Source organism: Candidatus Dormiibacterota bacterium (genome assembly GCA_035532835.1).
Lineage (GTDB): Bacteria > Vulcanimicrobiota > Vulcanimicrobiia > Vulcanimicrobiales > Vulcanimicrobiaceae > DAHUXY01.
The window spans coordinates 20,477-42,505 of sequence record DATKQG010000009.1 but is presented as its reverse complement, the minus strand read 5'-3'; the positions used below and the strand labels follow the sequence as shown (position 1 = coordinate 42,505).

Sequence of the window (22,029 nt, the reverse complement as noted above, 5' to 3'; positions counted from 1 at the left end):
CATCGTGCTCGTAGAAGGCGATTCCCTCCCAGACCTGACGGTCACCGACGATGGGGGCAATCCGGTGCGAACCACCGGCTTACTCGGCGGTCCGCTTATCGTCTATTTCTATCCGAAAGATGACACGCCGGGTTGCACGAACGAGGCGTCGCAGTTTCGCGATCTCTACAAACACTTCGTCGCAAAGGGCGCGCGGATCGTCGGCGTCAGTCGCGATTCGGCCGATTCGCATCGAAAATTCAAAGCCAAATATGCGATCCCATTCACCCTCTTGGCGGACACGGATTCGAAACTCTGCGACGCATTCGGCGTGATCGTCGATAAAAATATGTACGGCAAAAAAACCAAGGGCGTCGCTCGTGCGACGTTCTTGATCGATGCCAAGGGCACGATCGCCAAGGTCTGGCCGAAAGTCAAAGTGGACGAGCACGCGGAAGAGGTCCTAGCATCGCTGCCGTGATGGCGACCTCCATGCGCGTCCGCGTGGTGGGATCGAGCCCATCGGTTCCTCGCCCCGGGCGCGCGTGCAGTTGCCATCTGCTTCGCACCGCGACGACATCGTTGCTCTTCGATCTGGGCACCGGAGCGCTGGCAAACCTTCGGCTCGCGGCCGACTATCCAACGCTGGACGGCGTCGTCATCACGCACATGCACGCCGATCACTTCCTCGATATCATCCCCTTACGTTACGGGCTCAAATACGGCCCATTGCTTCGCGACGCGCGCTCGGGCCGCATGCCGCTTTGGCTGCCGCCCGGCGGCGAAGCCATGCTGCGCCGCCTCTGCGCGACGTTTGCACGTGAAGGCGAGAAAGATTTTCTCGACGAGGTCTTCGAAGTTCGCGAATACGACCCGAGCGAGCGGCTGGCCATCGGCGATCTCGATCTCACGTTCGCAAAGACCGTCCACTATATCGACGCCTACGCGATCCGCGCCGAACGCGATCGACGGAGCGTCGTCTACTCGAGCGACACCGCACCATGCGAAGCCGTAGCCGAACTCGCGCGCGATTGCTCGCTATTCCTCTGCGAAGCCGCGCTCGGCCTATCGGCCGAAAGCGGCGAAGTGCGCGGCCATCTCTCTGCGCTCGAAGCCGGCGAGATGGCGCAACGAGCCGGCGTACGCCGCCTCGTCCTTACCCACTACGGAACGGAATTCGCGCCCCGCGAATTAGAAGCCGCCGCCCGCACCCTCTTCCACGGCCCCACAACAGTCGCCGACGACGGCACGGAAATAGCGATTTAAGCCTTTATCGCTTATTGCTGCGTTCGCGCTTGCTAGAGGGGCGGCTACACCGTTGTGGCGGGGCCTGTGAGGGAGGAGCGGAGCCCGGAGGGCGGGAGCGACGACGAACGGAGTAGTGGATTTCGCACGATGCGAAATCCGCGCGCGTCCCCGCCACAACGGTGTAGCCACCCCTCCAGCAAGCACGAAGCGCGCTCAGGACAAAGAGCCGTCCTTAGTTTTCCATCTGCGCGTTGCCGCGCGGAAGCGAGAACTGGATCAGCGCGCGCACCGGCGCGAGGCCGCGGCTTACGACCGCGCAGGGCGTAACTTTCAGGCCGAGTTCTTCGAGGCGGGCGGCGGATCCGAGGAGCTCGCGGCCGGTCGTGACGACGTCCTCGAGCAACAACACGTGCTGGCCTTGCTCGTACGGGCCTTCGACGAACTCGTCGGCGAAGGCGCCGTAGCCCTTAGGCTGCTTGCGGACGGCGATCATGGGGATGCCGGTCATTTGCGAAACGGCGGTGGCGATGACGACGCCGCCGAGTTCGGTGCCGCCGATCAGATCGGGATTCGTCTCGGCTACCAGCGGCGTAAAGAGCCGCGCGATGCGGCGCAGCACTTGAGGATCGGCAAAGAGGCGAAACTTGTCGATGTAGTAGTCGCTACGCGCGCCGCCCGAGAGGACGTAGTCTCCCCGGGTGAGCGCGCGTTCGACGATCATTTTGCGCAGCCAGATGAGATCCGGTGCGTGGCCGCTCGAGTGGCCGGGGTTGCCTAGATGCTCCATTGCCATGCGTTCCAGTTCTCGACCACCGGATTGGGCGTGAGTCCTTTGAAGTCGACGCTGATGGGATGTTGCTGACGTAGCCAGCAGATGAAGATTTGCGGCGCGTCGCGCGCTAGTAATGCCTGCGTCTTCGCATAGGCGAGCTTGCGCGTTGCCTGGTCGTAATGCGAGAGCGCATCTTCCTGTGCGGCCTGCATCTCCGGATTGCAGTAGCGGGTGTAATTGTACCCGCCCGGCGGCACGTTTTGGCACATAAATTGTGAACTGTCGTCCGGATCGATGCCGGCATACCAACCGTCGACGACCATGTCGTACTTGCCCTGTTGCAAGATCCCGCCCTCACCGGCCGGAGCGAATAGCTGCGCGCCGGGGAAGAGCTTAATCTCCGTCTTAACACCGATGGTGCGCAGTTCGGCTTGTATCTCAACCGCAAGTTGCTTGAAGGTGACGTCGGAATTGACGGTTACGAAGAGCAGTGAGAGCGGCTGGCCGTTCTTACGCATGATGCCGTCGGGTCCGGGCTTGAAACCCGCTTGCTCGAGCAACTGCCTGGATTTAGCCGGATTGAACGGGATCGAACGCACCTTCGGATCGAACGCCCACATGAAATCCGGGATGTCTTCGGTTGCGACCGTCTCTTGCCCGAATGCGGTGGTCTTTACGAGGTCTTCTTTGTTGATCGCGGCGGCGATCGCTTGACGGACGCGAACGTCGCGCAGAGACGGGCTCGACGTATTGAGTTGAATTCCATAGTAGCCGTTCACGCGCATCCAGACCGTCGTGAGATCCTTGGCGCCCTGCAAGTCGGGATAAGTGCGGATCGAGGCCTGGTAGATCCAGTCGATCGCGTGCGTCTTGAGCAGGTTGACCGACGTGTTCTCGTCGGGAATGATCTTGAGATCGATCTGTTTTAGGCCGGGCTTACCCATGAAGAAGCCGTCGTTGGGAACCAGCGTAATGTGATCGTTGTGGACCCATTCGCCGAAGCGAAAGGGCCCGTCCGTGACGGTCGGCTCGCTGTTGAACGGGATTTGGTTAACGTTCGGATACTTTGCGAGCACGTGTTCGGGAACGATAGAATACGGCTGGTCGCTATCGGCAAAGAAGGTATTCACGAACGGTGAGAATTTCCGCTTCAGATGCACGACGACCGTATAATCGTCGGGCGTATCGATGGAAGCAATCGCGTCGTAGCCGTTGCGCGAGACCACATTGTTATTGGGATTCATCAGCGCTTGCCACGAAAATTTGACATCTTTGCTCGTGACGGGCTGGCCGTCGGTCCACTTCACGTCCTTGCGGAGGTGATAGGTGATGGTGAGCCCGTCTTTGCTGATGCCGCCATTCTCCATGGTGGGAACCTGCGATGCCAGCATGGGGATCGGGTCGCCCTTTTCGTTGGCGGAGAGCAGTGGCTCGAACATGAACCGATCGATGAAGACATCGGTCGTATTCGACGATAGCACTGGGTTGAGATTCTTCGGCTCGTTTTGAATGGCGACGCGAAGAATGCCGGGCTGCGTCCAAGGGTGATCGCCGCCGGCTAGGCCGGACTGGTTGGCAACCTTCGAGCAACCGGCGAGTAGCAACCCGGCGGCCGCAATAGCGAGAATCCGTTTCACGAAGTGGTAGGCCTCCACGAAGAAGAGCGCGCGTTCGGCGCTTCTTTTATGAGACGGCTGCTTTAGGTCCTACCCGGTTGGTCGGAACGGGGTCGTACCGCTCGTGCCTCCACGCGTAGGTGCCGAGCCCTTGGGTCGCGGTACGCAGCTCCGTAATATACCGCGAAAGTTCGACTTGCGGTACATCGGCTTCTACGATGTCGAAGCCTGCACGGTTGCTCGGATTCATGCCCAAAATCTGGCCCCGTTTGCCGGTCAATTGCGCGATCACGGCGGATGTGAAGGCCGTCGGGAGGGTGACGCTCACCCGGGCGATCGGCTCGAGGAGAATCGGGCCGCGCTTCGCGAGAGCCTCACGCACGGCCATCCCGGCGGCGGTCTTGAAAGCCTGTTCGCTCGAGTCCACATCGTGGTATTGGCCGTCGAAGAGGGTGACGTGCAGATCGGCGACGGGATAGCCTGCGGGGCCGCGGGCGAGCGCTTCGTGGACGCCCTTTTCGACGGCGGGGATGAATTGTCGAGGTACGACTCCGCCTACGATCCGGCTTTCGAAGCTCACGCCTTCACCGCGCGAGCGCGGTTCGAAACGCAGCCAGACGTCGGCGAATTGCCCGTGACCTCCGGTCTGATGCTTGTAGCGCGAATGAATCTCGGTGCCGGTGGTGATCGTCTCTAGATAGGGGATGGTCGGCGGGTGCGATTCCAAATCGACTTTGTACTTGCGGCCCAGCCGTTCGAGCGCGATCGCAACGTGCTGCTCTCCGTTGCCGAGAAGGAGGAGTTCGTGCGTTACGGGCTCGCGTTCGAGGCGCAGCGACGGGTCCTCGTCGATCACTTTTGCCAGCACTTGCGAGATCTTCGCTTCGTCGATGCGCTCGCGCGGTTTGACGGCCAGTGCGAAGACCGGCTCAGCGCTCGCCGTCCGGGGCAGAAGGACGCGATGGCCGTTCGCGGTGAGGGTGTCGCCGGTGGTGACGTTTTCGAGCCGCGCGATCGCGACGATCGCTCCGGGGCCGGCTTGCGACAGCGGTTCCTGCTTCTTGCCTTGCAGCCGATAGAGGCCGCCCGAGCGTACCTTTTCGGCTCCGTGGTCGAGATCGGTCAGGGTTGCGTCGGCATCGATCGTGCCGCAGAGAATGCGTACCACCGAGAGCTTTCCCGACTGCGGATGAATCGAGGTTTTGATGACGCGTGCGACCGTCGGTGCCTGAGCGTCCGCAACGATCTCGCGGCCTTCGGCATCGATATGCGGCGCATCCAACGGCGAAGGAAACCAATGCTCGATCGCTCGCACCAGCGCCGGAATGCCCGCGCCGTTCGCCGCTGATGCCACCAGCACGGGGACGATCTGGTCGTGCGAGCATTCAGCGTACAGGTCGCGCTCCACCTCATCGATGGGGGGCTCGACGCCTTCGAGGAGTTCTTCCATCAGGTGATCGTCGAAATCCGCCATCGCCTCGAGAAGCTCCGCTCGCGCTCGTTCGGCGCGTTCCAGCGTGGGGCCGGATATGGCGGCCTGCCGTTCGTTTCCATCCACGAACGTGTACGCGCTCATCTGTGCGAGGTCGACGTACCCGCTGAAGTTTTCGGCGGCTCCGATCGGCCACTGTTCGGCGACCACGTGCCGGCCGTAGGCCTCCTGCAATGCGTGAAGCGTGGCTTCGAAGTCGGCTCCCGGGCGATCCATTTTGTTGACGACGAACAGGTGCGGGAGATGCAGAGCCTCGAGATAATCGATCAGTCCCTGCGTCTGCGAGATGCGGCTCGGCTCGGCATCGATGACGACGACCGCAGCGTCGACGCCGATCAAGACCATTTTGGTCTCTTCGAAGAAATCGATGAATCCGGGCGTATCGACGATCGTGAGATCGATATCGTTATTCGAACAATGCGCGAAGCCGACGGTCGTCGACTCCGCGTGCGCGATACACTCCGGCTCGTGATCGGTGACGGTCGTGCCTTCGGCGATCGACCCTCGTCGCCCGACCGCTCCACAATATGAGAGTACGGCCTCCACCAGCGTCGTCTTGCCCGCATGGTGCGGGCCGACGAAAGCGACGTTGCGTAGGCGAGCGATCTCGGCCATTTTCACCCTCCTGAGGGCTCATGGGCTTAACGACGTTTTGGCGCAGGTTTTTTCTTGGCTGCGGGAGCTTTCTTCTTGACGGCCGCCTTCGGCGCAGGCTTGCGAGCTTTCGCCACGGGTTTCGATGCCGTCTTCTTGGCGGGCGCTTTTTTGGCCGGTGCGGCTTTCTTTACCGGTGCGCTCTTCTTGGGTGCGGCTTTTTTGGCGGGAGCGGTGCGCTTGACGGCGGCTTTTTTGGCCGGCGCAGCCTTCTTTTGGACGGCCTTTTTCGCGGGAGCTTTCGCCGCCGCGGCCTTTTTCGCGGGCGCCTTTACGGCCTTCGCCGCGGGCTTGGCCTTGGCTACCGGCTTGGGCTTGGCTTTAACCGCTGCCGCCTTAACCGGCGCTTTGAGGGCGGGCTTCTTGGCCGGGGCTGCGGGACTCTTGGCGGGTTTAGCCGGAGGCTCGGCTTTCACCGCGGCTGCGGGAGCCTTGGGGGCCTTCGCTGCGGGAGCGGCCTTGGGTGCTTTTACCTCCGGTGCCGGAGCCGTGGTCTTGGCTTCTTTAGCCTTGGAAGAGGATGCGGCCGATTCGGCCGAGCGACGCGAGCTCGCCTTCGGCGCGGCGCCGGAGGCGGCGGGCTTTTTGGTCGTGCGTGCCGGCCCGGTTCCGCGTTTTTTCGCGCCTTCGCTGCGGACTTTGCCGCCGATTTCGCGCGTCTCGAGGTCCTCGGGCAATCCTAGCTCAGCGCGGCTGAACCCGCTGATGCTGCTGCCGGCCTGGCTCGGCTCGGGCTGCTTCTGCTGTTCGATATGCTCCTTGGTCGCACGTAAAACGACGCGAAGCAGACGGCCGCCGACCGGGAATAGCAGCTCGTTGACTTCGCAGGCATCGAGCATTTGCAGGATCGTTTCGAAGGCTCCGCCTTGATCCCGCGGGCTGTGCGCATCCGAACCGATCGCGATGCCGACACCTTTGGCTTTGGCCTTGCGCATCAGGCGTTTGTAGGCCTCGATGAGTTTGGCACGCTGCTCGTCGTCGGTCTCGCGATAGAGGAAGCGTGAATTGATTTCGACCGCCATCCCACGCGCAAGGCATGCGTCCAGGAGTTGATCCTCGTAGCGTTCGAGCGCCGCGGGTTCGGGCCAATGGCCGAAGCTGGCGGGAACGTAGAAGTGGCCCACGATGTGGCCGGGGAGCTTCTCGATGTCGTCGAGCAAGCGCTCCATGTAGAGTTCCCAGGTGCGCTGCGTTCCAACGACGTCGTATAGATGCGAGAATTCCGCATTATCGAACGGCCACGGCCACTCCGCGCCTTTTTCGGGATGATCGATCGTCAGAAAGTGGACCGATCGAACGATGCCGTCGGGGCGCATGGCATCGACGATATTCTGTGCGTCCGGACGCGAGCGGGGATCGTTGTCCACCTCCGCGCCGATCGAGAAGCGCATCCCGCGGCGGAGCCCTTCGGAGACGACGGCCGCGTGGGCAACGTCGACGCCTGCCGTCTCGGCAGCGCCGTAGAGATCGCCGGCGTGCGCCAGCTTCAATGCGCGCCGAACGGTGTGCACGGCACCGGGATCTTCGAACGTGAGGTAGTTGACGTGGTCGGTCACCATGAGGAAGCGCGGCGAGCCGCGCCGGCATGCGTGATAGAACCACAAAAACAGCATGCGCGGCGAATACGCGATCGGGCGCTCCTCGGCGAATGGCCGGTGCTCGCCTTTCGCGTGACCGTGAATGTCGGGGATGGCGATGATCCGTGGGTCGCTCAGCGTTCTACTTCCTTTACGCCACGCGGAATCCACATCTGCTTGCCCTTATCGCGCGTCTTGGCCGCTTCGGGCGTGCGTTGCTCGATCCACGGGGCGACGGCTTCTATCAGCAGTTCGAGCCCTTTTTTCATAAGATCGAAGGACATCGACGGGGTGGAATCCGCTCCGGCATTGATTGCTTGTGCGGGCAAATAGGGGAGGTGTACGAGGCCGCAGAGCACCGGCGGCACGGCACTCTCGGTTAAGCCAAGGAGTTCGTAGAGTGCCTGGTTTCCGATGAACGTTCCGGCAGCATTGGAAACGAAACCGGGGACGCCGTTTGCGTGCCAGGATTCGAGAATGCGGTCGAACGGGAGGTTCGAGAGCCGCGCGTCGGCTCCGCCGCGTGAAATGGTATCGCCTTTGCGTGCGATGCCCTGGTTGTCGGCATGCTCGAAATCCATGACGTTGACGGCGACGCGCTCGATCGAGAGAGCCGGCCGTCCGCCGAACTGCATCATCGCGATAACGATGTCCGGATCGGCTTCGCGAAGGACGATTTCCAGCCGCTCGCGCAAGGTTCGCGTTTCAACCGGGAGGACGCGTACGACGATCGAGCGTCCGGCGATCAAACGACCTTCCAGCGCGCGTGCGACCATGTCGCTCGGGCTAACTTTTTCACCGCCGAACGGCTCAAAGCCGACGACTAAGACATTCCTTGCCACCTTCGTTAAGGTTGGCGTTCGCTCACGGGCTACCTCTCTGCGCGATAGCCTTCCATGCGCAGAAGCGTCGCTTTCATCTCGAGCCCGTACCCGTAATTGTGGAGGTCGCCACTCGAATCGACCACGCGGTGACAGGGCAGCAGGAGGGGAAGCGGGTTTCGCGCCATCGCCTGACCGACGGCCCGAGCGGCGCGCGGCCGGCCGATTTTGGAAGCCACCCACCCGTACGAACGGACTTCGCCCGGCGGAATTTGGGCCGCGGCAAGCAGCGCGGCCTGTTCGAACGGCGTCAACGTGCTGATATCGATGACGGCGTCGTCGATGTGCCAGGTTTCAAAAAATTGCTCGAGCGTCTCCTGGAGCCACGGCGGGGGCTCCGCCGCTACGACCGGTCGCCGCAGGCGCGCTTCGACGCGCGCCTGTACGGTCTCGAAGCTCTCGCCGGTATCCAGGCCGATGTAACCGATGCGTTTTTCCGTAAAACCAACGTAGAGTTTTCCGACGGGCGTGCCCACGCAGGTTAGCGCGATCGCCTTCGCACCTTTGTGCTTGAGCGCCGCGATGTGCTCGACGACGCGCTTGGCGAGATCGCAGGACGGCTCGGGTTGAGGCAGGCAGGAGAGGCAGAACGCAACGCCTTCGTATTGTTCGTAGATATCCTGGCAGTGGGTGCATCCACCCAAATGGGTCTCGACGGCATCCTTGAGCGAGGCTTGGCATTCGCCGCGGACGTCGTCCCACAGCACATCGACGTCACGACAGCGCATTGAGAGGGGCTCCTTCGGGGGTAAGCCGTCCGATCTGTGGGCCGAGAATGCGGCGCAGGATGCGCACGGCTCGATGGACGTGTGATTTGACCGTGCCGATCGGCTGGTGAAGAATCTCGGCGATCTCCGGGTGACTGCGGCCTTCGATGAAGCGCAGCGTGGCCGCGGCGCGCAGATGCATCGGGAGCTGGAGTAGAGCGCGTTCGACCAAAGCGACCTCGGCGTTCTGTTCCACGATGGTTTCGGGTTGCGGCGGGCCCTCGTTCGATTCGCGCAAGAGCGCGTCGGGATCGGCCAGAGCGTCGAGCGCGACGTTCGTCGGCCGCTTGCTGCGGAGCCGGTTCCTGGTGACGTTGAGCGTGATGGTGTACAGCCATGGTTGCAGGCGCAAGTCCGTCCGCTGCTCGATCGACATTTTACCGAGCGCGCGGTAGGCGCGCACGAACGCATCCTGCACGATTTCCTCGGCATCTTCACGATTGCCGGTCATGCGCAGGGCGAATCCGTAGAGCCGACGCTGGTAGTCGTCTACGATTCGATCGAAGGTTTCGGGACTCGGCGCAGTTTTCGTATGACGGTTCCCCGTCGACGAGACCTGCGGGACCACTGGTGGCACGTATACTCCATGGAGGAGTGGTGCGAGCGCGCTCATACGAGGCCAGAGACCACTCCCCGTGCGCCTCTGGTTTCACGCCGAGAGGCATAAACTCCTCAGCATCGCGAGAGGGTGCATAGAAACCTGTCAGAAACGTCTCATTAGGACCATCGTCAAGAACGAAAGAGGGCAGGTATGGGACGAATCATCGAACCGACGGAAATACTCTTCGATGCATATACGATGTGCAGTTTTTTACCCGCACTCGATTCTTCGCGTGCTATCCCGCTCGTATTGATCGGATATCGACAGAACGAGGATCCGTCGTTCGTCTGGCTCGTTCCAAAAGAAGGCGTTCCAACCAACGGTCTAACCGACGATCCCTATTATGCAAAAGTACTGAGCGACCCGCGCACGTATTTCATGAAAAAGCTTTCGAAATACGTAGAAGAGACGGGTTCGGTGAAGCGCGGAATCGAGATGCTGATCGATTGCCATCAAAATCATCTCGCCTTCACGCCGCTCACGCATCTGGACGAGCTACCGTTCCGGCATCCCCTTGAGGTGGAGCTCGTCGCCGCTTTTTGACAAAGGCGGCGGCGCATCGGTGGCCCGGATCGAACGACGGTATACGATACGCACCGGCATCGCGTTGGCCGCATTTTTTAACGTTCCCACGATCGTGAGGCGAGCGTCGAGCGCCATCAGCAGCGCGCTTTGCGTGGCGTAGTATGCGGTGCCGTCCATGCGGATCGTGCCCGCGATCGAGGTCGCGGCAACGCTCTCCGGTAGGCCCCCGGTCATCGGCCCATCCGCTTCGAAGGCGACGCCGACGACGGGATGACCGCTTACCAGCCCGCGGGCTCCCGGCCGGAGAAACCCCGTCAAGGTTGCATGCCCGAGTGGCGAGTTGGCTTCAAAAGGAACCTTGCCGTGCAGGTGTTCGATCGCTCGCAGCGTCACCGGATCGAGGGTCACCGCGAACGGCTGGTTGAGGATCGTAAGAAAATCCGGGTCGGCATCGTCGCTGTCGGTGAACGAACCGTCCGGCCGCAAGACCTGGACGAAGCTGGCATGGACGACCGTGCTTCCGCCGCTTTGGGCCCTGGTGTACCGAACGTTCGCCACGTACTCGGTGTTGCGGCCGTTGCGTACGACGCGCAGGCGTTGCACGCCGGCGTACACGATGTGCGTGTGCTGTCCATCTGCGCCGCCGATGTGGTAGCTGTCGTTACCTGTGACGTTATATTGTTGGTCTGCTGCAACCGGGCGAGCCGTTGCCAATATCGCCGCGACGATCAATGCGATCGACGCTACCCGCGGATGTGAGATGGTGCGACTCCGTTTCGACCGAGAGCTTCCAGATGGCGGCTTCTCTATACTCTATAACAGTATCATCCGCGACAAGGGCTACGTGGCGGATGGCTTCTTGTTTTGGTAGCGCAGGTAGAGCAACGTTGTGTAGACACCGATCGGCACAGTAGCGACCGTCGTCAACGGAACGCTCGCCCAGAGCAAGGCATGGGCGACGTGCGCCGCAACCAACGCTTGCGAAAGGAGACCTTCGAGCATGGCCAAGACCAGCTCCATCGAGACGATCGCGATCGCGCCGAGGATATTTCCCGGATACAGGGCGGCGGCCACACTGCGGAGGATCGAACGCGGGATCAACAGCAGCGTTCCATCGCCATCGTCCACCGTGGCGCTGACGTCTGCGAAGAGTAACAGCGCGGTTAGGAACAGTAACAATCCGCCGGCCAGCGCGCCGAAGAGGTTCGCGCTACTCTGCGGGCTTCCGAGTGCCGCGCCGATGATGGCGTTGAGCCCGTAGTCGATCGCAATGACCGCCCAACTCCGTTCCAGGACGCGTAGCCATACCTGCGAGTCGGGAGTCTCCTGGGCTTGCGTATCCGCGTATGCAAAGGCGTACACGATCGCGGAGAGGACCGGCAAGATCGTGGCTTGCGCGATGACGATCGCTTCGGGAGCCCGCCACAACAGGACGATCGCGGCTTGAGCCACTATCGCTGCGGCGATGTATCCGGCGTAGAAGCCGCTGCGCGCGAGCGTTAGGCGCAGGGCGTGATATGCGGCAAGAAGCACCCGGCGGCGCTAGCGTTCTAGACCGGCGCGGCGGCGGTGCGTACCCGCGAAGAACCGCACGTCGGCGATACCCTCGCAGACCACAACCGCATCCGGGTCGGCGAAAACGCGCCCGTCGATATCGACCGTAAAGTCGCCTGCCGCCAGCCCCGCCAGCGTGCAGCGAATCGTGCGCAGAAATTTGTCGTGCGGCGCCCGGGCGCCGATCGCTTCGCGAATGGCCATCTCGATGAGCGCGCGCACGCGCAACGGCGTCGCCAATGCAAACGCCACCGAGCCGCCGGCGGCAACGGCGTGGAGATCGAGTGGTACCCTCACGCGGATCACGCCGGTTCTTTTTGCGCTGCTTCGAGGAGCCGCCTGCCGTTGGGGAGTACGGTAGTGCCGTGATGCCCCAATTTGGGAACGTGCCCTCCGGGACGCTGGTTAGCGCGGCGGAGAAGCTCGTTGCAACGATGAGCGAAAACGAATTAGCCGCTGCGCTCGAAGAGCGCGTGGGCGGTATGCCCTCGGACGCTCGGGCGGCGTTGGTCGGTTCGGTGTTCGAGGCGTTTCGGGATCGCGGCGAATCCTCGGAAGACGCAGCCGAGGCTTCCGGCGTTGCGCTGGACCGCATCGAATCCGCGGATCCCGCCGCGGTTGCGAGCCTCGTTCGATACGCGGGCCGTAACATCGGCGTTCTGAAAGAAGCCACGACGTTGTTCGTCCAAACGCATCCTTCCCTGGTCGATGCGTTGCCGGCGAGCGTTACCGACGGCATCTTCGCGCGGCTCGCCTCAACGTGAATCAAGGACCGCGCCGCAGGCGCAGCGAGTACGACGACGGCGGCGATCGCGGCGGCGGCGGTCTGCCGATTTTTCCATTGGTGATCGCCGTCATCTTGCTCGGCCTTTTGCTCGGCGGCGTGTTGGCGCACTTCTTCGGTGGAGGACCTGCGGTACAGGTGCCGACCCCGATGCCCTCGATCACGCCGCTGCCTACGCCGATTGCAACCGAAACGCCGATGGCGACGCCAAGCCCAACGCCGCATCCGACGCCCAAGCGCACGCCGCGTCCGACATCCACCCCGAGCGCGCTCCCGACCGCCACGCCCTCGAGCGCACCGGCGAGCGCGGTGATCATCATCACGCCCGCGCCGGCCGTCTCGGTTCGGCCCGCCGCGACGCCGAAACCGGCGATGCCCAAGCCCGCAGTAACGCTAGCGCCGGCCGTCGCAAAGACGACCGCTCCGCGTCCCACGCGCGCTCCTCGTCCGACCGCGTCGCCCACGCCTCTCAACCCGCAGAACGCGACCGGAAGCAGCGGCGCGAGCGCCGTCGTCCGCGCCTACCTGAGCGCGTTGATGCACGGCAATCGCGCACTCGCAACTTCGTACCTCGAGAGCGGAGTGCCCACCGAAACGTTTCTGCAATCCGGCACGATCGTCAACGATGTGAGTGCGACGCCGAACGCCGACGGAACCTATCGCGTAACGGCCGACGTGGTGGATCCCGACAACCAAGAATACTTCATCACGTTCGCGGTAGCTCCGGGCGCATACGGCATGCGCATCACCAGCCACTACTCCATCAAACCGCACTAGTGTAAACGCGCACGAGTTGAGCCCGGCGCCAATGCTTGTGGTGATTGGGGAACCGTTCGTCAGCCCGCATCCTGCGGGCTTCCTACTCGTATGTTTTTGTGCAACATTCAAAGGAAGTTCGACCTCCTGTCGATTGCACAAAAATCACACGTTCCCCAATCACCACAAGCATTGGCGCCGGGCTCAACTCGTGCGCTGCTTTATACTTCGGCGCCGATGCCGGTTTCTGCGCGCACGTGGAGTTGGGCGTACATCGCTTCGGATTCGGGATCGCGAACGAGGAGCGTGCCGGCGATCGCGCCGATAAATCCTAACGGTATCGAAACGATGCCGGGATTGTCGAGCGGAAAAAGCGCGTGCGCGCCCATGACGGCGGGGCCGACGACGATCAGGGCTAGCGACGAGATCAGGCCGCAGAGCATGCCGACGATCGCACCCGCGCGCGAGAAGCGTTTCCATAGTAGCGCAAAGACGAGCGCCGGGACGTTGGCGCTGGCGGCGACGGCGAAGGCCAATCCCACGAGAAATGCGACGTTTTGTTCTCGCAAGCCGATCGAAAGGACGATCGAGAGCAGGCCGACGACGACAGCGGTTAGGCGAGCAACGAAGACGTATTCTTGTTCTTCGCCCGCGCCGTTACGCACGAGATTCCACCAGATATCGTGCGCGAATGCGGACGAGGCGGCGATCGTTAGGCCCGCAACGACGGCGAGGATCGTTGCGAATGCGACCGCCGAAACGAACGCGGTCAGCAAACCGCCGCCGAGGGCGTTGGCGAGCAGGGGCGCGGCGAGATTGCTGTTGCGAACGGGGACTAAGTAGCCGTTTTTTCTCAAATCGTTGTTGAGATCGTGCTGTTCGGCCGGGTGGCGAATGATGTAGCGGATCGCTTGCGTATTGGTTACGCGCTTACCGATGTGCTCTTGCCCGACGATCGTTGCGGCTCCCAGGCCCAGCACCGAGGTGCTCAGGTAGAAGATGCCGATCAATACCATCGCCCACGCTACCGACGAACGCGCGGCTTTCGCGGTCGGCACCGTGAAGAATCGCATGAGGATGTGCGGAAGGCCGGCCGTTCCCAGTATCAAGGCTAGGCTCAGTGAGATGAGGTCGAGGGCTCCGTGTGCGCCGTTGAAGATGGCGCCGGGCTGTAAAAGGTTCGTGGCGACGCGATCGACTCGCAGGTTCGCAGCGGCTTGTAAGAACGCCGCTATCGAAAATCCGTAGTGCGCGAGGACCAAGACGGAGAGCATGAGGGCGGTGAAGAGCAGCAGCGCCGCCTTGATGATCTGTACCCACGTCGTTGCCAGCATTCCGCCGAAGAGCACGTAGACCATCATCAAGAGGCCGACGATGACGATCGCCAGCGTGTAGCCCACGTGGGGCAAGAGCAGGTCGACGACCGATCCGGCCCCGACCATCTGGGCGATCATGTAGAAAAGCGTGATGGCAAGCGTTGAAATCGCCGCAATGGCGCGAACGCCGCGCCCGCGTAGACGAAACGCAATCACGTCGACGATCGTGTACTTTCCGGCGTTGCGCAGGGGTTCGGCGATGAGAAACAGCACGGCGAGATACGCGACCAGCCAGCCGACCGCGTACATAAACCCGTCGAACCCGCCGAACGCTATGAGCCCGGTGATGCCTAAAAACGAAGCGGCCGACATGTAATCGCCCGCGATCGCCCAGCCGTTTTGGATGCCGCTGATCGAACGGTGAGCCGCGTAGAATCCACGGCTGGTGGAGCTCTGCCCGGCGGCCCAGTACGTCACCACTAGCGTGATGGCGACGAAGACTCCGAACATGACGAGCGTTTGCGTGGTCATGCCGAGAGCCGTTCGCGCGCGCGCGTTACAAGCGCCTCGGCCATCTCATCGAATCTCCGGGCTCGCAGCAAATAGAGGGCCAACAAGATCCAGGCCATCGCGAACTCGGAGAGGGCGAACGCGAAAGCGAACGTGAGGGGGCCCGCGACGGTGCGTCGCATCAAGGCGGGAGCGATCCCAAGCAACACCGGCAACGCGAAGAAATACAGCAAAAAAAAGATCGTGGCGGGAATAATAAACCGGCGTTTTGCCGCTACCAGCGCGCGGAAATCCGGGTCGCCCGCGAGGCGATCCCATTCCGGGGGTGTGAGGTGATGAAGTTGCACGTATCCTCCGCGACGAGCGTGGCCAGGAGGTACTCTACCGGGCGCCCGCTCCCTGTTATGCGGGAACGCTACGACTCATCCGGCCATCCGGCAATCTCGCCGATCGCCGCGCTCTTGAGGACTCGCAACCCGAGCATCGCGCACTTCATGCGCGTGGGGCTGATCCCGATGCCGACGTTCTCTAGAACGACATCCTTTGAGAGCTTTGCGACATCTTCCAGCTTCATACCCTTGACGCTCTCGGTCAGCATCGACGCCGAGGCTTGGCTGATGGCGCAGCCTTGGCCCGAAAAGCGCACGTCGTTGACCGTACCGTCGGCGCCGACATCGAGTTCCACCTTAATCTTGTCGCCGCAGAGAGGATTGATATCCTCAGCTTGCGCCGTTACGCGTTCGAGGTGCCCGAAATTGCGCGGATTACGATAGTGATCCAGAATGTAGTCTCGGTAAAAATCGTCCATCGTTAAATTTTAAAAACCTGCGCTGCTTTTTCGAGCCCCACCAGCAAGGCATCGATGTCGGTTTCGCTATTATAGATATAGAAGGACGCGCGAGCAGTTGCCGGCCAGCCCATTTTCGCCATCAGAGGCATCGTGCAGTGGTGCCCCGCGCGAATGCAGATTCCTTCGGTGTCCAGGATCGACGCCAGATCGTGCGCGTGAATGTCGGCAAAATTGAACGAGAGCACGCCCGAGATGAGCGCGGGATCTTGCGGGCCGTAGATCGCGAGTCCGCGAGGTTTGAGCGTACCCAGGCGTTCGAGCGCGTAGGCTACCAAATGCTTCTCGTGCTCGCGAACGCGATCCATGCCGATCGCGGCGAGGTAGTCGATGGCCGCGCCGAACGCGATGGCGTCCGCGATATTGCTCGTTCCGGCTTCGAATTTCCACGGGAGATCGTTGAAGGTCGAACGCTCGTACGAAACGGTGTGGATCATGTCGCCACCGGTTAAGAACGGTGGCATCGCCTCGAGCAACGCGCGCTTACCGTACAGCACGCCGATACCCGTCGGCCCGAGCATCTTGTGCGCGCTTATGGCGTAGAAATCGGCATCGAGCGCGCGAACGTCGACGGGCAGGTGCGGGGCCGCTTGCGCGCCGTCGATCAGCACCACCGCACCGGCGGCGCGGGCGCGCGGGATGATGCGTTCGAGCGGAGCGATCGTGCCGAGCGTGTTGCTCACGTGCGAGAGCGCTACGAGTTTCACGCCCTTCAGCAGCGTTTCGAGATCGTCGAGAACGTGGACGCCGCGTTCGTCGATAGGGATAAAGCGGAGCGTTGCGCCGGTCCGCTGCGCCAGGAGTTGCCACGGCACGAGATTCGAATGATGCTCGAGTTGCGATACCAAGATCGCATCGCCGGGTTTGACGTTCGCGTTGCCCCAGGCGTACGCTACGAGATTGATCGCCTCGGTCGCGTTGCGGGTCCAGATGATTTCTTCGGGCGTGGCGTTGATGAAGCGCGCGACCTTGGCCCGGGCCGCCTCGAAGGCATCGGTTGCGCGCGCGGCTATTTCGTAGACGCCGCGATGGATGTTGGCGTTGTACTCCGAGTAATACTCGACTAACGCATCGATCATCGCCTGCGGCTTCTGCGAGGTCGCGGCGGAGTCCAGATAGACCAGACGCTTACCGCGTGACGTCGGATGCGCGAGGATCGGGAAATCCTGCGCGATGCGCGCGAACGAGGCTTCCGACGGCGTAGCCTGCAGCATGCCCGTTACAGCACCTTGTTTGGGAGGGCGTCGTGCAATTCGTCGCGCAGCGTCTGGGTGGGGAAACGGTCGATCACCGGCTCGAAGAATCCGAGAGCGATCATCCGTTCGGCCTGCTGGCGGTCGATGCCGCGACTGGTCATATAGAAGAGTTGCTCGTCATCGATCGCGCCGACCGTCGCGCCGTGAAAGGCCTTGACGTCGTTAGCCGCAATTTCCAGCGCCGGGATCGAATCGATGTGCGCCTGTTTCGAGAGTAAGAGCGCGTCGTCGCGTAGGCCGGCTTCGCTGCCCTGCGCGTGCGCGGCGATGCGGATGTTACCGAGGTAGCGCGCCTGGCCGCGTCCGTTCGCGGCCGATTTCACCAACGTCTGCGAGGTAGAGTGGCCGGCACGATGGTCGACCGTGCTCACGATATCGACGTGTTGGGTGCCGGTGGGAAAGAAGAGCGACGCCACGTTGGCTTCGATTCCGGGGTGCTCGATCGCCGTCGCGATGTCGCAGACCGCGAGCCCGGCACCGATATCGGCGGTGGCCCAGGCGATGCGCGCGTTGATGCCGGGTTTGGCGGCGCGGGTAAAAAACGAACGCGCGTCCAGCGGCAGCGTTTGCACGGCGGCATACGTGATATCCGCGTGCTCCTCGGTGACGATCTCGCTAACGCCGCAGACGAACGCTCCATCGCCGGTTTCGATACGCTCGATGACGGTCGCGCGGGCGCCGCGTTCGGCGAGCACGACGGTGTGGGGGAACAGGGTGCCAGCGCCCTGCGCGCGATAGGTCACGACGATCGGCTCGTCGATGGCGCGATCTGCGGGAAGGTGAATCAATGCGCCCAAGCCCGCAAAGGCTGCGGTGAGGTGCGCGAACTTATGCTGCGGCTCCGTCGCGACGCCGGCGACCCGCGCCAACGCCGCCGCATGGTCGCGGAGTGCGACCTGCATGTCGACCGCGATAACGCTCGAAGGCGCGTCGATCGATACGCTGCCGCCCGGCTTCGCGTCGCTCGGGATCTTGACGGCTTCGAGATCGATCTTCCAATAGCGTCCGGGTTTCTCGCGGCCCGACCGGGTTGCGTGAAAGCGCTCCAGATGTCGCTCGCGATCGGTAAGGGTCGCGCTAGGCACGAGCGGCGGTCTCCTCACGAATCGTATCGTAACCTTCGCGCTCGATCCGCTGGGCTAAATCCGGGCCGCCGGTCTTGACGATGCGGCCATCCATCATCACGTGGACGACGTCTGCCGTAATGTGCTGCAGAATGCGCGGATAGTGGGTGATGATGAGGAAGCCGGTCTTTTTCCCTTCGCCGCTCTCTCGGAGCGATTTCACCGAGTCGCCGACATACTTGAGTGCGTCGACGTCGAGCCCGGAATCGGTCTCATCCAGCACGGCGTATTTGGGGCCTAAAACGGCCATCTGCAACATTTCGAGGCGCTTCTTTTCGCCGCCCGAGAATCCGTCATTGAGATAGCGACCCAAGAACGACGGGTCCATGCCCAGCACGTCCATCTTTTCAAGCAGCAGCGCGCGGAACTTGCCGGGCGTCAATTCGCCGGGCTTCACCGTCTGGCGCGCGGCGAACAGAAAGTTCGCCACCTTCACGCCCGGGATCGCGGCGGGGTACTGAAAGGAGAGGAAGAGCCCGGCTTTCGCGCGTTTGTCGGGGGGCAGGGCCAGCAGGTCCGTGCCGTCGAGCGTCGCGGTGCCGCCGGTGATCGTGTAGTGCGGATGCCCGGTGAGCGAGAAGGCAAGCGTTGATTTGCCGCTACCGTTCGGCCCCATCAGAGCGTGGACGCTCCCCGGCTCGACGACGAGGTCGATCCCTTTGAGGATCTCGTTGCCATCTACGCTGCAATGCAGGTCGGTGATGCGAAGGCCCTGGTCGGACACGCTGTGGCTCCCTTGATGATGATGAAAAACGGCGGGGTATCCCGCTTGGGTATCGTATCCGACGGGCCCGCAGAAAGTCAAGGATAAACTTTACTATCTCCGGCGCCCGTGCTAGCATACAAGTACCAAAAATGCAGGTCGATCGCTTTTTCAAGTCCACGCGCGGCAAGATCGTCGCGGAGCTTCGCCGCCGGGGCACGGCCTCGGCAGCCGAGCTTGCTGCAGTATTCGGGCTCTCGCCGAACGCCGTTCGCCAGCAGCTCGTCGTGCTCGAGCGCGACGAACTCGTGGTGGAGAAGTCCGTCCGCCGGGGGCCGACCAAGCCGACCCTGGAATTCTCGCTCACCTCCAATGCCGATCGTCTCTTTCCCCAACAGTACGACAAGATGCTTTCCGCGGTGCTCCGTGAGGTCAAAGACCAGTACGGGCACTCGGCTCTCGAGCAGATTTTCGATGGGATCGCTCGTCGAGCCGTCGATAAAGCCAAGCGCCGGGTCACCGCCGGCAGCGTACAGGGAAAGGTCGCGCAACTCACCGACGTGCTGCGTTCCAACGGCGTCGTCGCGGAGTACAGCTTGATCGATGGTGGATTCGAATTGGTCGAACACAACTGCCCGTATTCGGATGTTGCAAAAGAGCATCCGGAGATGTGTCAGGTGATCCACCACGTCATGGATGAAACGTTGGGCGGCGAGCATACGCAGACCGAATCGATCGCAACCGGCGGCAAGGCATGCCGGTTTGAGCTACAGCCGCAGGCGCTAGAGACAACTCGCTAAGGAGACCAGGACCCGTGGATTTTCAGAAATTTCAGCAATTGGTCGAAGACCGGCCCGGATTCCAGACGATGGACCATCCGACCGCAAGCGGTGAGTATTTCAGCGACTCGTGCGGGGATATGTACAACTTTTTCTTAAAAGTCGGCCCCGGCGCGGTGATCGAGGATATCTCCTATTTCACGACCGGTTGCGGCTTCGGTACGGCGACCTGCAGCCTCGTCGTGCACCTCGCGCGTGGCAAGACGATCGACGAAGCGAGCGCTATTTCCGAGAGCGATATCGATAGCGAGCTCAAAGGGTATCCGGAGAAGAAGAAAGATTATCCGCAGCGCGCGCTGGAAGCGCTGCATACCGCGATCGCGGATTATCGATCGAAGGTCGCCGCCGGAACCGTTCCGGACTACGCGGCGATGGAAGCGCCCGTCCGACCGGCCGCTCCGGCCGCGAAGGATGCGGCGCCCGAGCCCTCCGACGGCAAGGTGTTGATCCGCCTGCGCTGATAGCGCGTTATTTCTCGCTACTGCAAATAGGGATTTGAGCTCCGCTCTATCCCGATAGTCGTAAAGTTGCCATGGCCCGGAATGACCGCCGTCGCGTCGGGATAGTCCATCAGTTTGGCGTGAATCGACGCGACGATGTCTTCCATCGACGTTCCACCCAAATCCCAGCGCCCGATCGATCCCGCGAATAGCGTGTCGCCGGTTAAGAGTACCGTCGCACCTTCGCGATCGCGAACGGCGAAACAGACGCTTCCCGGCGTATGCCCGGGCGTGTGATGTACGTCGATCCGGGCGGCGCCCACATTGAGGCTATCGCCGTCTCGCAGATCGCCGTCGAGATCGACGACGCGCGGCACGCGGTCCATACCGGCCCACTTGGCTTGAAGCGGCAGCGCGCGATAGAGCGGCAGATCTCCCGGATGGAGGAGGGCTTTGGCGTCCGTACGATCCCGCAGGCGCCCCACGTCGCCGATATGATCGAAGTGCGCGTGCGTATGGATCAGCAGCGTCGCGCGTAATCCGCGAGCGTCCAGCCGCTCCATAACGTCGTCTACACCATCCCCGCCGTCGACGACGATGGCGGTCTTGCTATCGTCGTCGCAGATGATGGTGCAATTGCATCCGAGCCGGCCGACCGCGAAGGTTTCGATCGTCACGTGAGTGCGATCCCGAAATCGTGAAAGCCGCCGTTGAAATAGCCCAGCGGCGAACCCGGGCGAGAGGCGCACGAGAGGACGCGGCCGATGAAAATGGAGTGCGACTCCACGTGATGCTCCTGCGCGACCTCGCAATCGAAGTGCGCGATCGCATCGCGTAGCACCGGCGCTCCTGTTGTATCGGTGTCGAAGGCGATGTCGTCGAATTGATGTTCGCGGATTTTACCGGAGAAACGCTCCGCGAGTTCGCGTTGGGAACTCGCCAGGACGTTGACGCAGAAAATGCGCGAGGTCGAGATATAAAGATAGGTGCGAGCTTCGCGATTTACGCAGATCAAGAGCATCGGCGGATCGGCGGAGACGCTGGCGAATGCGTTAAGCGTGATGCCGCGCGGCTCGCCGTCCTTCAGGCTTGTCGCAACGGTGACGCCGGTGGGATAATGCCGCATCGCGGAGCGAAAATCGAGAGCGTTCACTTGATGCGCGCGCCGATGCCCGTGCCGTCACCCAGCGGAAGAATCGTCGCATCTAAATGCGGATGGCGTAAAAAATATTCATTGAAGGCGCGCATCGCGCGCACGTCGTCGCTGTCGTCTTTACTCGGCGGGTCGGCAACGCGCCCGTCGAGGAGGCAGTTATCGATGACGACCACGCCCGATAATTTAAGCATCGGAATCGCGAGGTCGAGATAGCTCGCGTATTCGGTCTTGTTGGCATCGATGAAGACGATGTCGAGGTTGCGCTGCGGAAAATTCTCCAGCAACTGGAGGGCCGGCGTATTGATGATCTCGATGTAGTCGTCTTCGCCGGCACGTTTGAAGTACGTCATCGCAACCTCGGTTCGATCGTAATCCGGGTCGACCGTCCAGATTTTACCCGCCGGCGGCTGCGCGAGGGCCATCCACAGCGTCGAATACCCATAGGCGGTGCCGATCTCGAGGATGCGATTGGCTTGCATGGCGTGGACCAGCGTGGAAAGCAGGCGACCGGTATCGCGCGCGACGATCGGTATGCCGTCCTTGCGCCCGTGCTGCTCCAGCTCCAGCAGAAGCGGGTGCGGATTGGGGTGCGCCGCCTCCAAATAGTGTAGCGTCTCTTCCATGGTCCCTGC

Annotated in this window: 26 protein-coding genes; 7 read left to right on the top strand and 19 right to left on the bottom strand. The window is 62.1% G+C overall.

Annotated elements, in window-relative coordinates:
* The first annotated feature begins 4 nt into the window (after positions 1-4).
* On the top strand, positions 5-460 hold the full coding sequence (locus tag VMW12_00820; protein ID HUZ48261.1) for a peroxiredoxin: 456 nt from the start codon (positions 5-7) through the stop codon (positions 458-460).
* Positions 460-1,245, top strand: coding sequence for an MBL fold metallo-hydrolase (locus VMW12_00815; protein ID HUZ48260.1), 786 nt, complete (start codon positions 460-462; stop codon positions 1,243-1,245). Before VMW12_00820 ends, VMW12_00815 begins: the two co-directional genes overlap by 1 nt.
* A gap of 214 nt (positions 1,246-1,459) precedes the next feature.
* Here the strand turns inward: VMW12_00815 and VMW12_00810 are convergent, their stop codons facing one another.
* The 7 genes from VMW12_00810 to VMW12_00780 are packed head-to-tail and all read right to left on the bottom strand — an operon-like array spanning position 1,460 to position 9,563.
* Positions 1,460-2,014, bottom strand: coding sequence for a phosphoribosyltransferase family protein (locus VMW12_00810; protein HUZ48259.1), 555 nt, complete (start codon positions 2,012-2,014; stop codon positions 1,460-1,462).
* A complete protein-coding gene (locus VMW12_00805) occupies positions 2,002-3,636 on the bottom strand; it encodes a peptide ABC transporter substrate-binding protein (protein HUZ48258.1) in 1,635 nt (544 codons plus the stop codon). Before VMW12_00805 ends, VMW12_00810 begins: the two co-directional genes overlap by 13 nt.
* Positions 3,637-3,682: 46 nt before the next feature.
* Complete coding sequence (locus VMW12_00800; protein ID HUZ48257.1) at positions 3,683-5,722, bottom strand: elongation factor G; 2,040 nt, start codon at positions 5,720-5,722, stop codon at positions 3,683-3,685.
* A 26-nt stretch (positions 5,723-5,748) separates the two neighbouring features.
* Positions 5,749-7,509 carry a hypothetical protein gene (locus VMW12_00795; GenBank protein ID HUZ48256.1) on the bottom strand — a complete coding sequence of 587 codons (1,761 nt, stop codon included), beginning with the start codon at positions 7,507-7,509 and terminating at the stop codon, positions 5,749-5,751.
* Entirely contained in the window at positions 7,473-8,180 is a 708-nt protein-coding gene (locus VMW12_00790; protein HUZ48255.1) for a pyroglutamyl-peptidase I, read from the bottom strand. Before VMW12_00790 ends, VMW12_00795 begins: the two co-directional genes overlap by 37 nt.
* Positions 8,181-8,209: 29 nt before the next feature.
* On the bottom strand, positions 8,210-8,947 hold the full coding sequence (locus VMW12_00785) for an MGMT family protein (GenBank protein HUZ48254.1): 738 nt from the start codon (positions 8,945-8,947) through the stop codon (positions 8,210-8,212).
* Positions 8,934-9,563 carry a sigma-70 family RNA polymerase sigma factor gene (locus VMW12_00780; GenBank protein ID HUZ48253.1) on the bottom strand — a complete coding sequence of 210 codons (630 nt, stop codon included), beginning with the start codon at positions 9,561-9,563 and terminating at the stop codon, positions 8,934-8,936. The genes VMW12_00785 and VMW12_00780 overlap by 14 nt, the downstream gene beginning before the upstream one ends.
* Before the next feature lie 174 nt (positions 9,564-9,737).
* Here VMW12_00780 and VMW12_00775 point away from each other — a divergent pair, with 174 nt between their 5' ends.
* Complete coding sequence (locus VMW12_00775) at positions 9,738-10,130, top strand: hypothetical protein (GenBank protein HUZ48252.1); 393 nt, start codon at positions 9,738-9,740, stop codon at positions 10,128-10,130.
* Here the strand turns inward: VMW12_00775 and VMW12_00770 are convergent.
* The 3 genes from VMW12_00770 to VMW12_00760 all read right to left on the bottom strand — a co-directional run bounded on the left by VMW12_00770 (position 10,083) and on the right by VMW12_00760 (position 11,963).
* Complete coding sequence (locus VMW12_00770; protein HUZ48251.1) at positions 10,083-10,844, bottom strand: hypothetical protein; 762 nt, start codon at positions 10,842-10,844, stop codon at positions 10,083-10,085. The two genes, VMW12_00775 and VMW12_00770, sit on opposite strands and share 48 nt — an antisense overlap.
* A gap of 108 nt (positions 10,845-10,952) precedes the next feature.
* The gene (locus VMW12_00765; protein HUZ48250.1) at positions 10,953-11,645 is read right to left on the bottom strand and encodes a hypothetical protein; all 693 of its coding nucleotides are present in this window, start codon (positions 11,643-11,645) and stop codon (positions 10,953-10,955) included.
* A 9-nt stretch (positions 11,646-11,654) separates the two neighbouring features.
* The gene (locus tag VMW12_00760) at positions 11,655-11,963 is read right to left on the bottom strand and encodes a hypothetical protein (GenBank protein ID HUZ48249.1); all 309 of its coding nucleotides are present in this window, start codon (positions 11,961-11,963) and stop codon (positions 11,655-11,657) included.
* Positions 11,964-12,031: 68 nt separating this feature from the next.
* Here VMW12_00760 and VMW12_00755 point away from each other — a divergent pair, with 68 nt between their 5' ends.
* The gene (locus VMW12_00755) at positions 12,032-12,430 is read left to right on the top strand and encodes a hypothetical protein (GenBank protein HUZ48248.1); all 399 of its coding nucleotides are present in this window, start codon (positions 12,032-12,034) and stop codon (positions 12,428-12,430) included.
* Positions 12,427-13,227, top strand: coding sequence for a hypothetical protein (locus tag VMW12_00750; GenBank protein ID HUZ48247.1), 801 nt, complete (start codon positions 12,427-12,429; stop codon positions 13,225-13,227). Before VMW12_00755 ends, VMW12_00750 begins: the two co-directional genes overlap by 4 nt.
* A gap of 200 nt (positions 13,228-13,427) precedes the next feature.
* On the opposite strand, the gene VMW12_00745 is transcribed toward VMW12_00750, so the two are convergent.
* From VMW12_00745 to sufC, 6 genes are all read right to left on the bottom strand, one after another.
* The gene (locus VMW12_00745) at positions 13,428-15,053 is read right to left on the bottom strand and encodes a cation acetate symporter (GenBank protein HUZ48246.1); all 1,626 of its coding nucleotides are present in this window, start codon (positions 15,051-15,053) and stop codon (positions 13,428-13,430) included.
* Complete coding sequence (locus VMW12_00740; GenBank protein ID HUZ48245.1) at positions 15,050-15,379, bottom strand: DUF485 domain-containing protein; 330 nt, start codon at positions 15,377-15,379, stop codon at positions 15,050-15,052. Before VMW12_00740 ends, VMW12_00745 begins: the two co-directional genes overlap by 4 nt.
* 68 nt (positions 15,380-15,447) lie before the next feature.
* On the bottom strand, positions 15,448-15,840 hold the full coding sequence (locus VMW12_00735; protein ID HUZ48244.1) for an SUF system NifU family Fe-S cluster assembly protein: 393 nt from the start codon (positions 15,838-15,840) through the stop codon (positions 15,448-15,450).
* Between the two features lie 2 nt (positions 15,841-15,842).
* Positions 15,843-17,093 carry a cysteine desulfurase gene (locus VMW12_00730; protein HUZ48243.1) on the bottom strand — a complete coding sequence of 417 codons (1,251 nt, stop codon included), beginning with the start codon at positions 17,091-17,093 and terminating at the stop codon, positions 15,843-15,845.
* 5 nt (positions 17,094-17,098) lie between these two features.
* Positions 17,099-18,220: a Fe-S cluster assembly protein SufD gene (sufD, locus tag VMW12_00725; GenBank protein HUZ48242.1), complete on the bottom strand. Its 1,122-nt coding sequence runs from the start codon at positions 18,218-18,220 to the stop codon at positions 17,099-17,101.
* A complete protein-coding gene (gene sufC, locus VMW12_00720; GenBank protein ID HUZ48241.1) occupies positions 18,213-18,983 on the bottom strand; it encodes a Fe-S cluster assembly ATPase SufC in 771 nt (256 codons plus the stop codon). The genes sufD and sufC overlap by 8 nt, the downstream gene beginning before the upstream one ends.
* Positions 18,984-19,114: 131 nt before the next feature.
* Between sufC and VMW12_00715 the strand changes: the two genes are divergently transcribed.
* Both VMW12_00715 and VMW12_00710 read left to right on the top strand, forming a co-directional pair.
* Positions 19,115-19,762: a helix-turn-helix domain-containing protein gene (locus VMW12_00715; GenBank protein ID HUZ48240.1), complete on the top strand. Its 648-nt coding sequence runs from the start codon at positions 19,115-19,117 to the stop codon at positions 19,760-19,762.
* A 14-nt stretch (positions 19,763-19,776) separates the two neighbouring features.
* A complete protein-coding gene (locus VMW12_00710; GenBank protein ID HUZ48239.1) occupies positions 19,777-20,262 on the top strand; it encodes an iron-sulfur cluster assembly scaffold protein in 486 nt (161 codons plus the stop codon).
* Between the two features lie 17 nt (positions 20,263-20,279).
* Here the strand turns inward: VMW12_00710 and VMW12_00705 are convergent, their stop codons facing one another.
* From VMW12_00705 to VMW12_00695, 3 genes are read right to left on the bottom strand one after another with little or no spacing between them, the layout of a single operon-like run.
* Complete coding sequence (locus tag VMW12_00705) at positions 20,280-20,918, bottom strand: MBL fold metallo-hydrolase (GenBank protein HUZ48238.1); 639 nt, start codon at positions 20,916-20,918, stop codon at positions 20,280-20,282.
* Positions 20,915-21,394 (bottom strand): flavin reductase family protein, encoded by a 480-nt coding sequence (locus VMW12_00700; GenBank protein HUZ48237.1) that lies wholly within the window; start codon positions 21,392-21,394, stop codon positions 20,915-20,917. Before VMW12_00700 ends, VMW12_00705 begins: the two co-directional genes overlap by 4 nt.
* The gene (locus VMW12_00695) at positions 21,391-22,020 is read right to left on the bottom strand and encodes an O-methyltransferase (protein ID HUZ48236.1); all 630 of its coding nucleotides are present in this window, start codon (positions 22,018-22,020) and stop codon (positions 21,391-21,393) included. The genes VMW12_00700 and VMW12_00695 overlap by 4 nt, the downstream gene beginning before the upstream one ends.
* Between the last annotated feature and the right edge of the window lie 9 nt (positions 22,021-22,029).

Bases quoted from the DNA above. Each gene is read 5' to 3' on its own strand.
- VMW12_00810 (HUZ48259.1), bottom strand. From the start codon at position 2,014: ATGGAGCATCTAGGCAACCCCGGCCACTCGAGCGGCCACGCACCGGAT.
- VMW12_00745 (HUZ48246.1), bottom strand. From the start codon at position 15,053: ATGACCACGCAAACGCTCGTCATGTTCGGAGTCTTCGTCGCCATCACG.
- VMW12_00715 (HUZ48240.1), top strand. From the start codon at position 19,115: ATGCAGGTCGATCGCTTTTTCAAGTCCACGCGCGGCAAGATCGTCGCG.
- VMW12_00735 (HUZ48244.1), bottom strand. From the start codon at position 15,840: ATGGACGATTTTTACCGAGACTACATTCTGGATCACTATCGTAATCCG.
- VMW12_00800 (HUZ48257.1), bottom strand. From the start codon at position 5,722: ATGGCCGAGATCGCTCGCCTACGCAACGTCGCTTTCGTCGGCCCGCAC.
- VMW12_00775 (HUZ48252.1), top strand. From the start codon at position 9,738: ATGGGACGAATCATCGAACCGACGGAAATACTCTTCGATGCATATACG.
- VMW12_00730 (HUZ48243.1), bottom strand. From the start codon at position 17,093: ATGCTGCAGGCTACGCCGTCGGAAGCCTCGTTCGCGCGCATCGCGCAG.
- VMW12_00785 (HUZ48254.1), bottom strand. From the start codon at position 8,947: ATGCGCTGTCGTGACGTCGATGTGCTGTGGGACGACGTCCGCGGCGAA.
- VMW12_00815 (HUZ48260.1), top strand. From the start codon at position 460: ATGGCGACCTCCATGCGCGTCCGCGTGGTGGGATCGAGCCCATCGGTT.
- VMW12_00695 (HUZ48236.1), bottom strand. From the start codon at position 22,020: ATGGAAGAGACGCTACACTATTTGGAGGCGGCGCACCCCAATCCGCAC.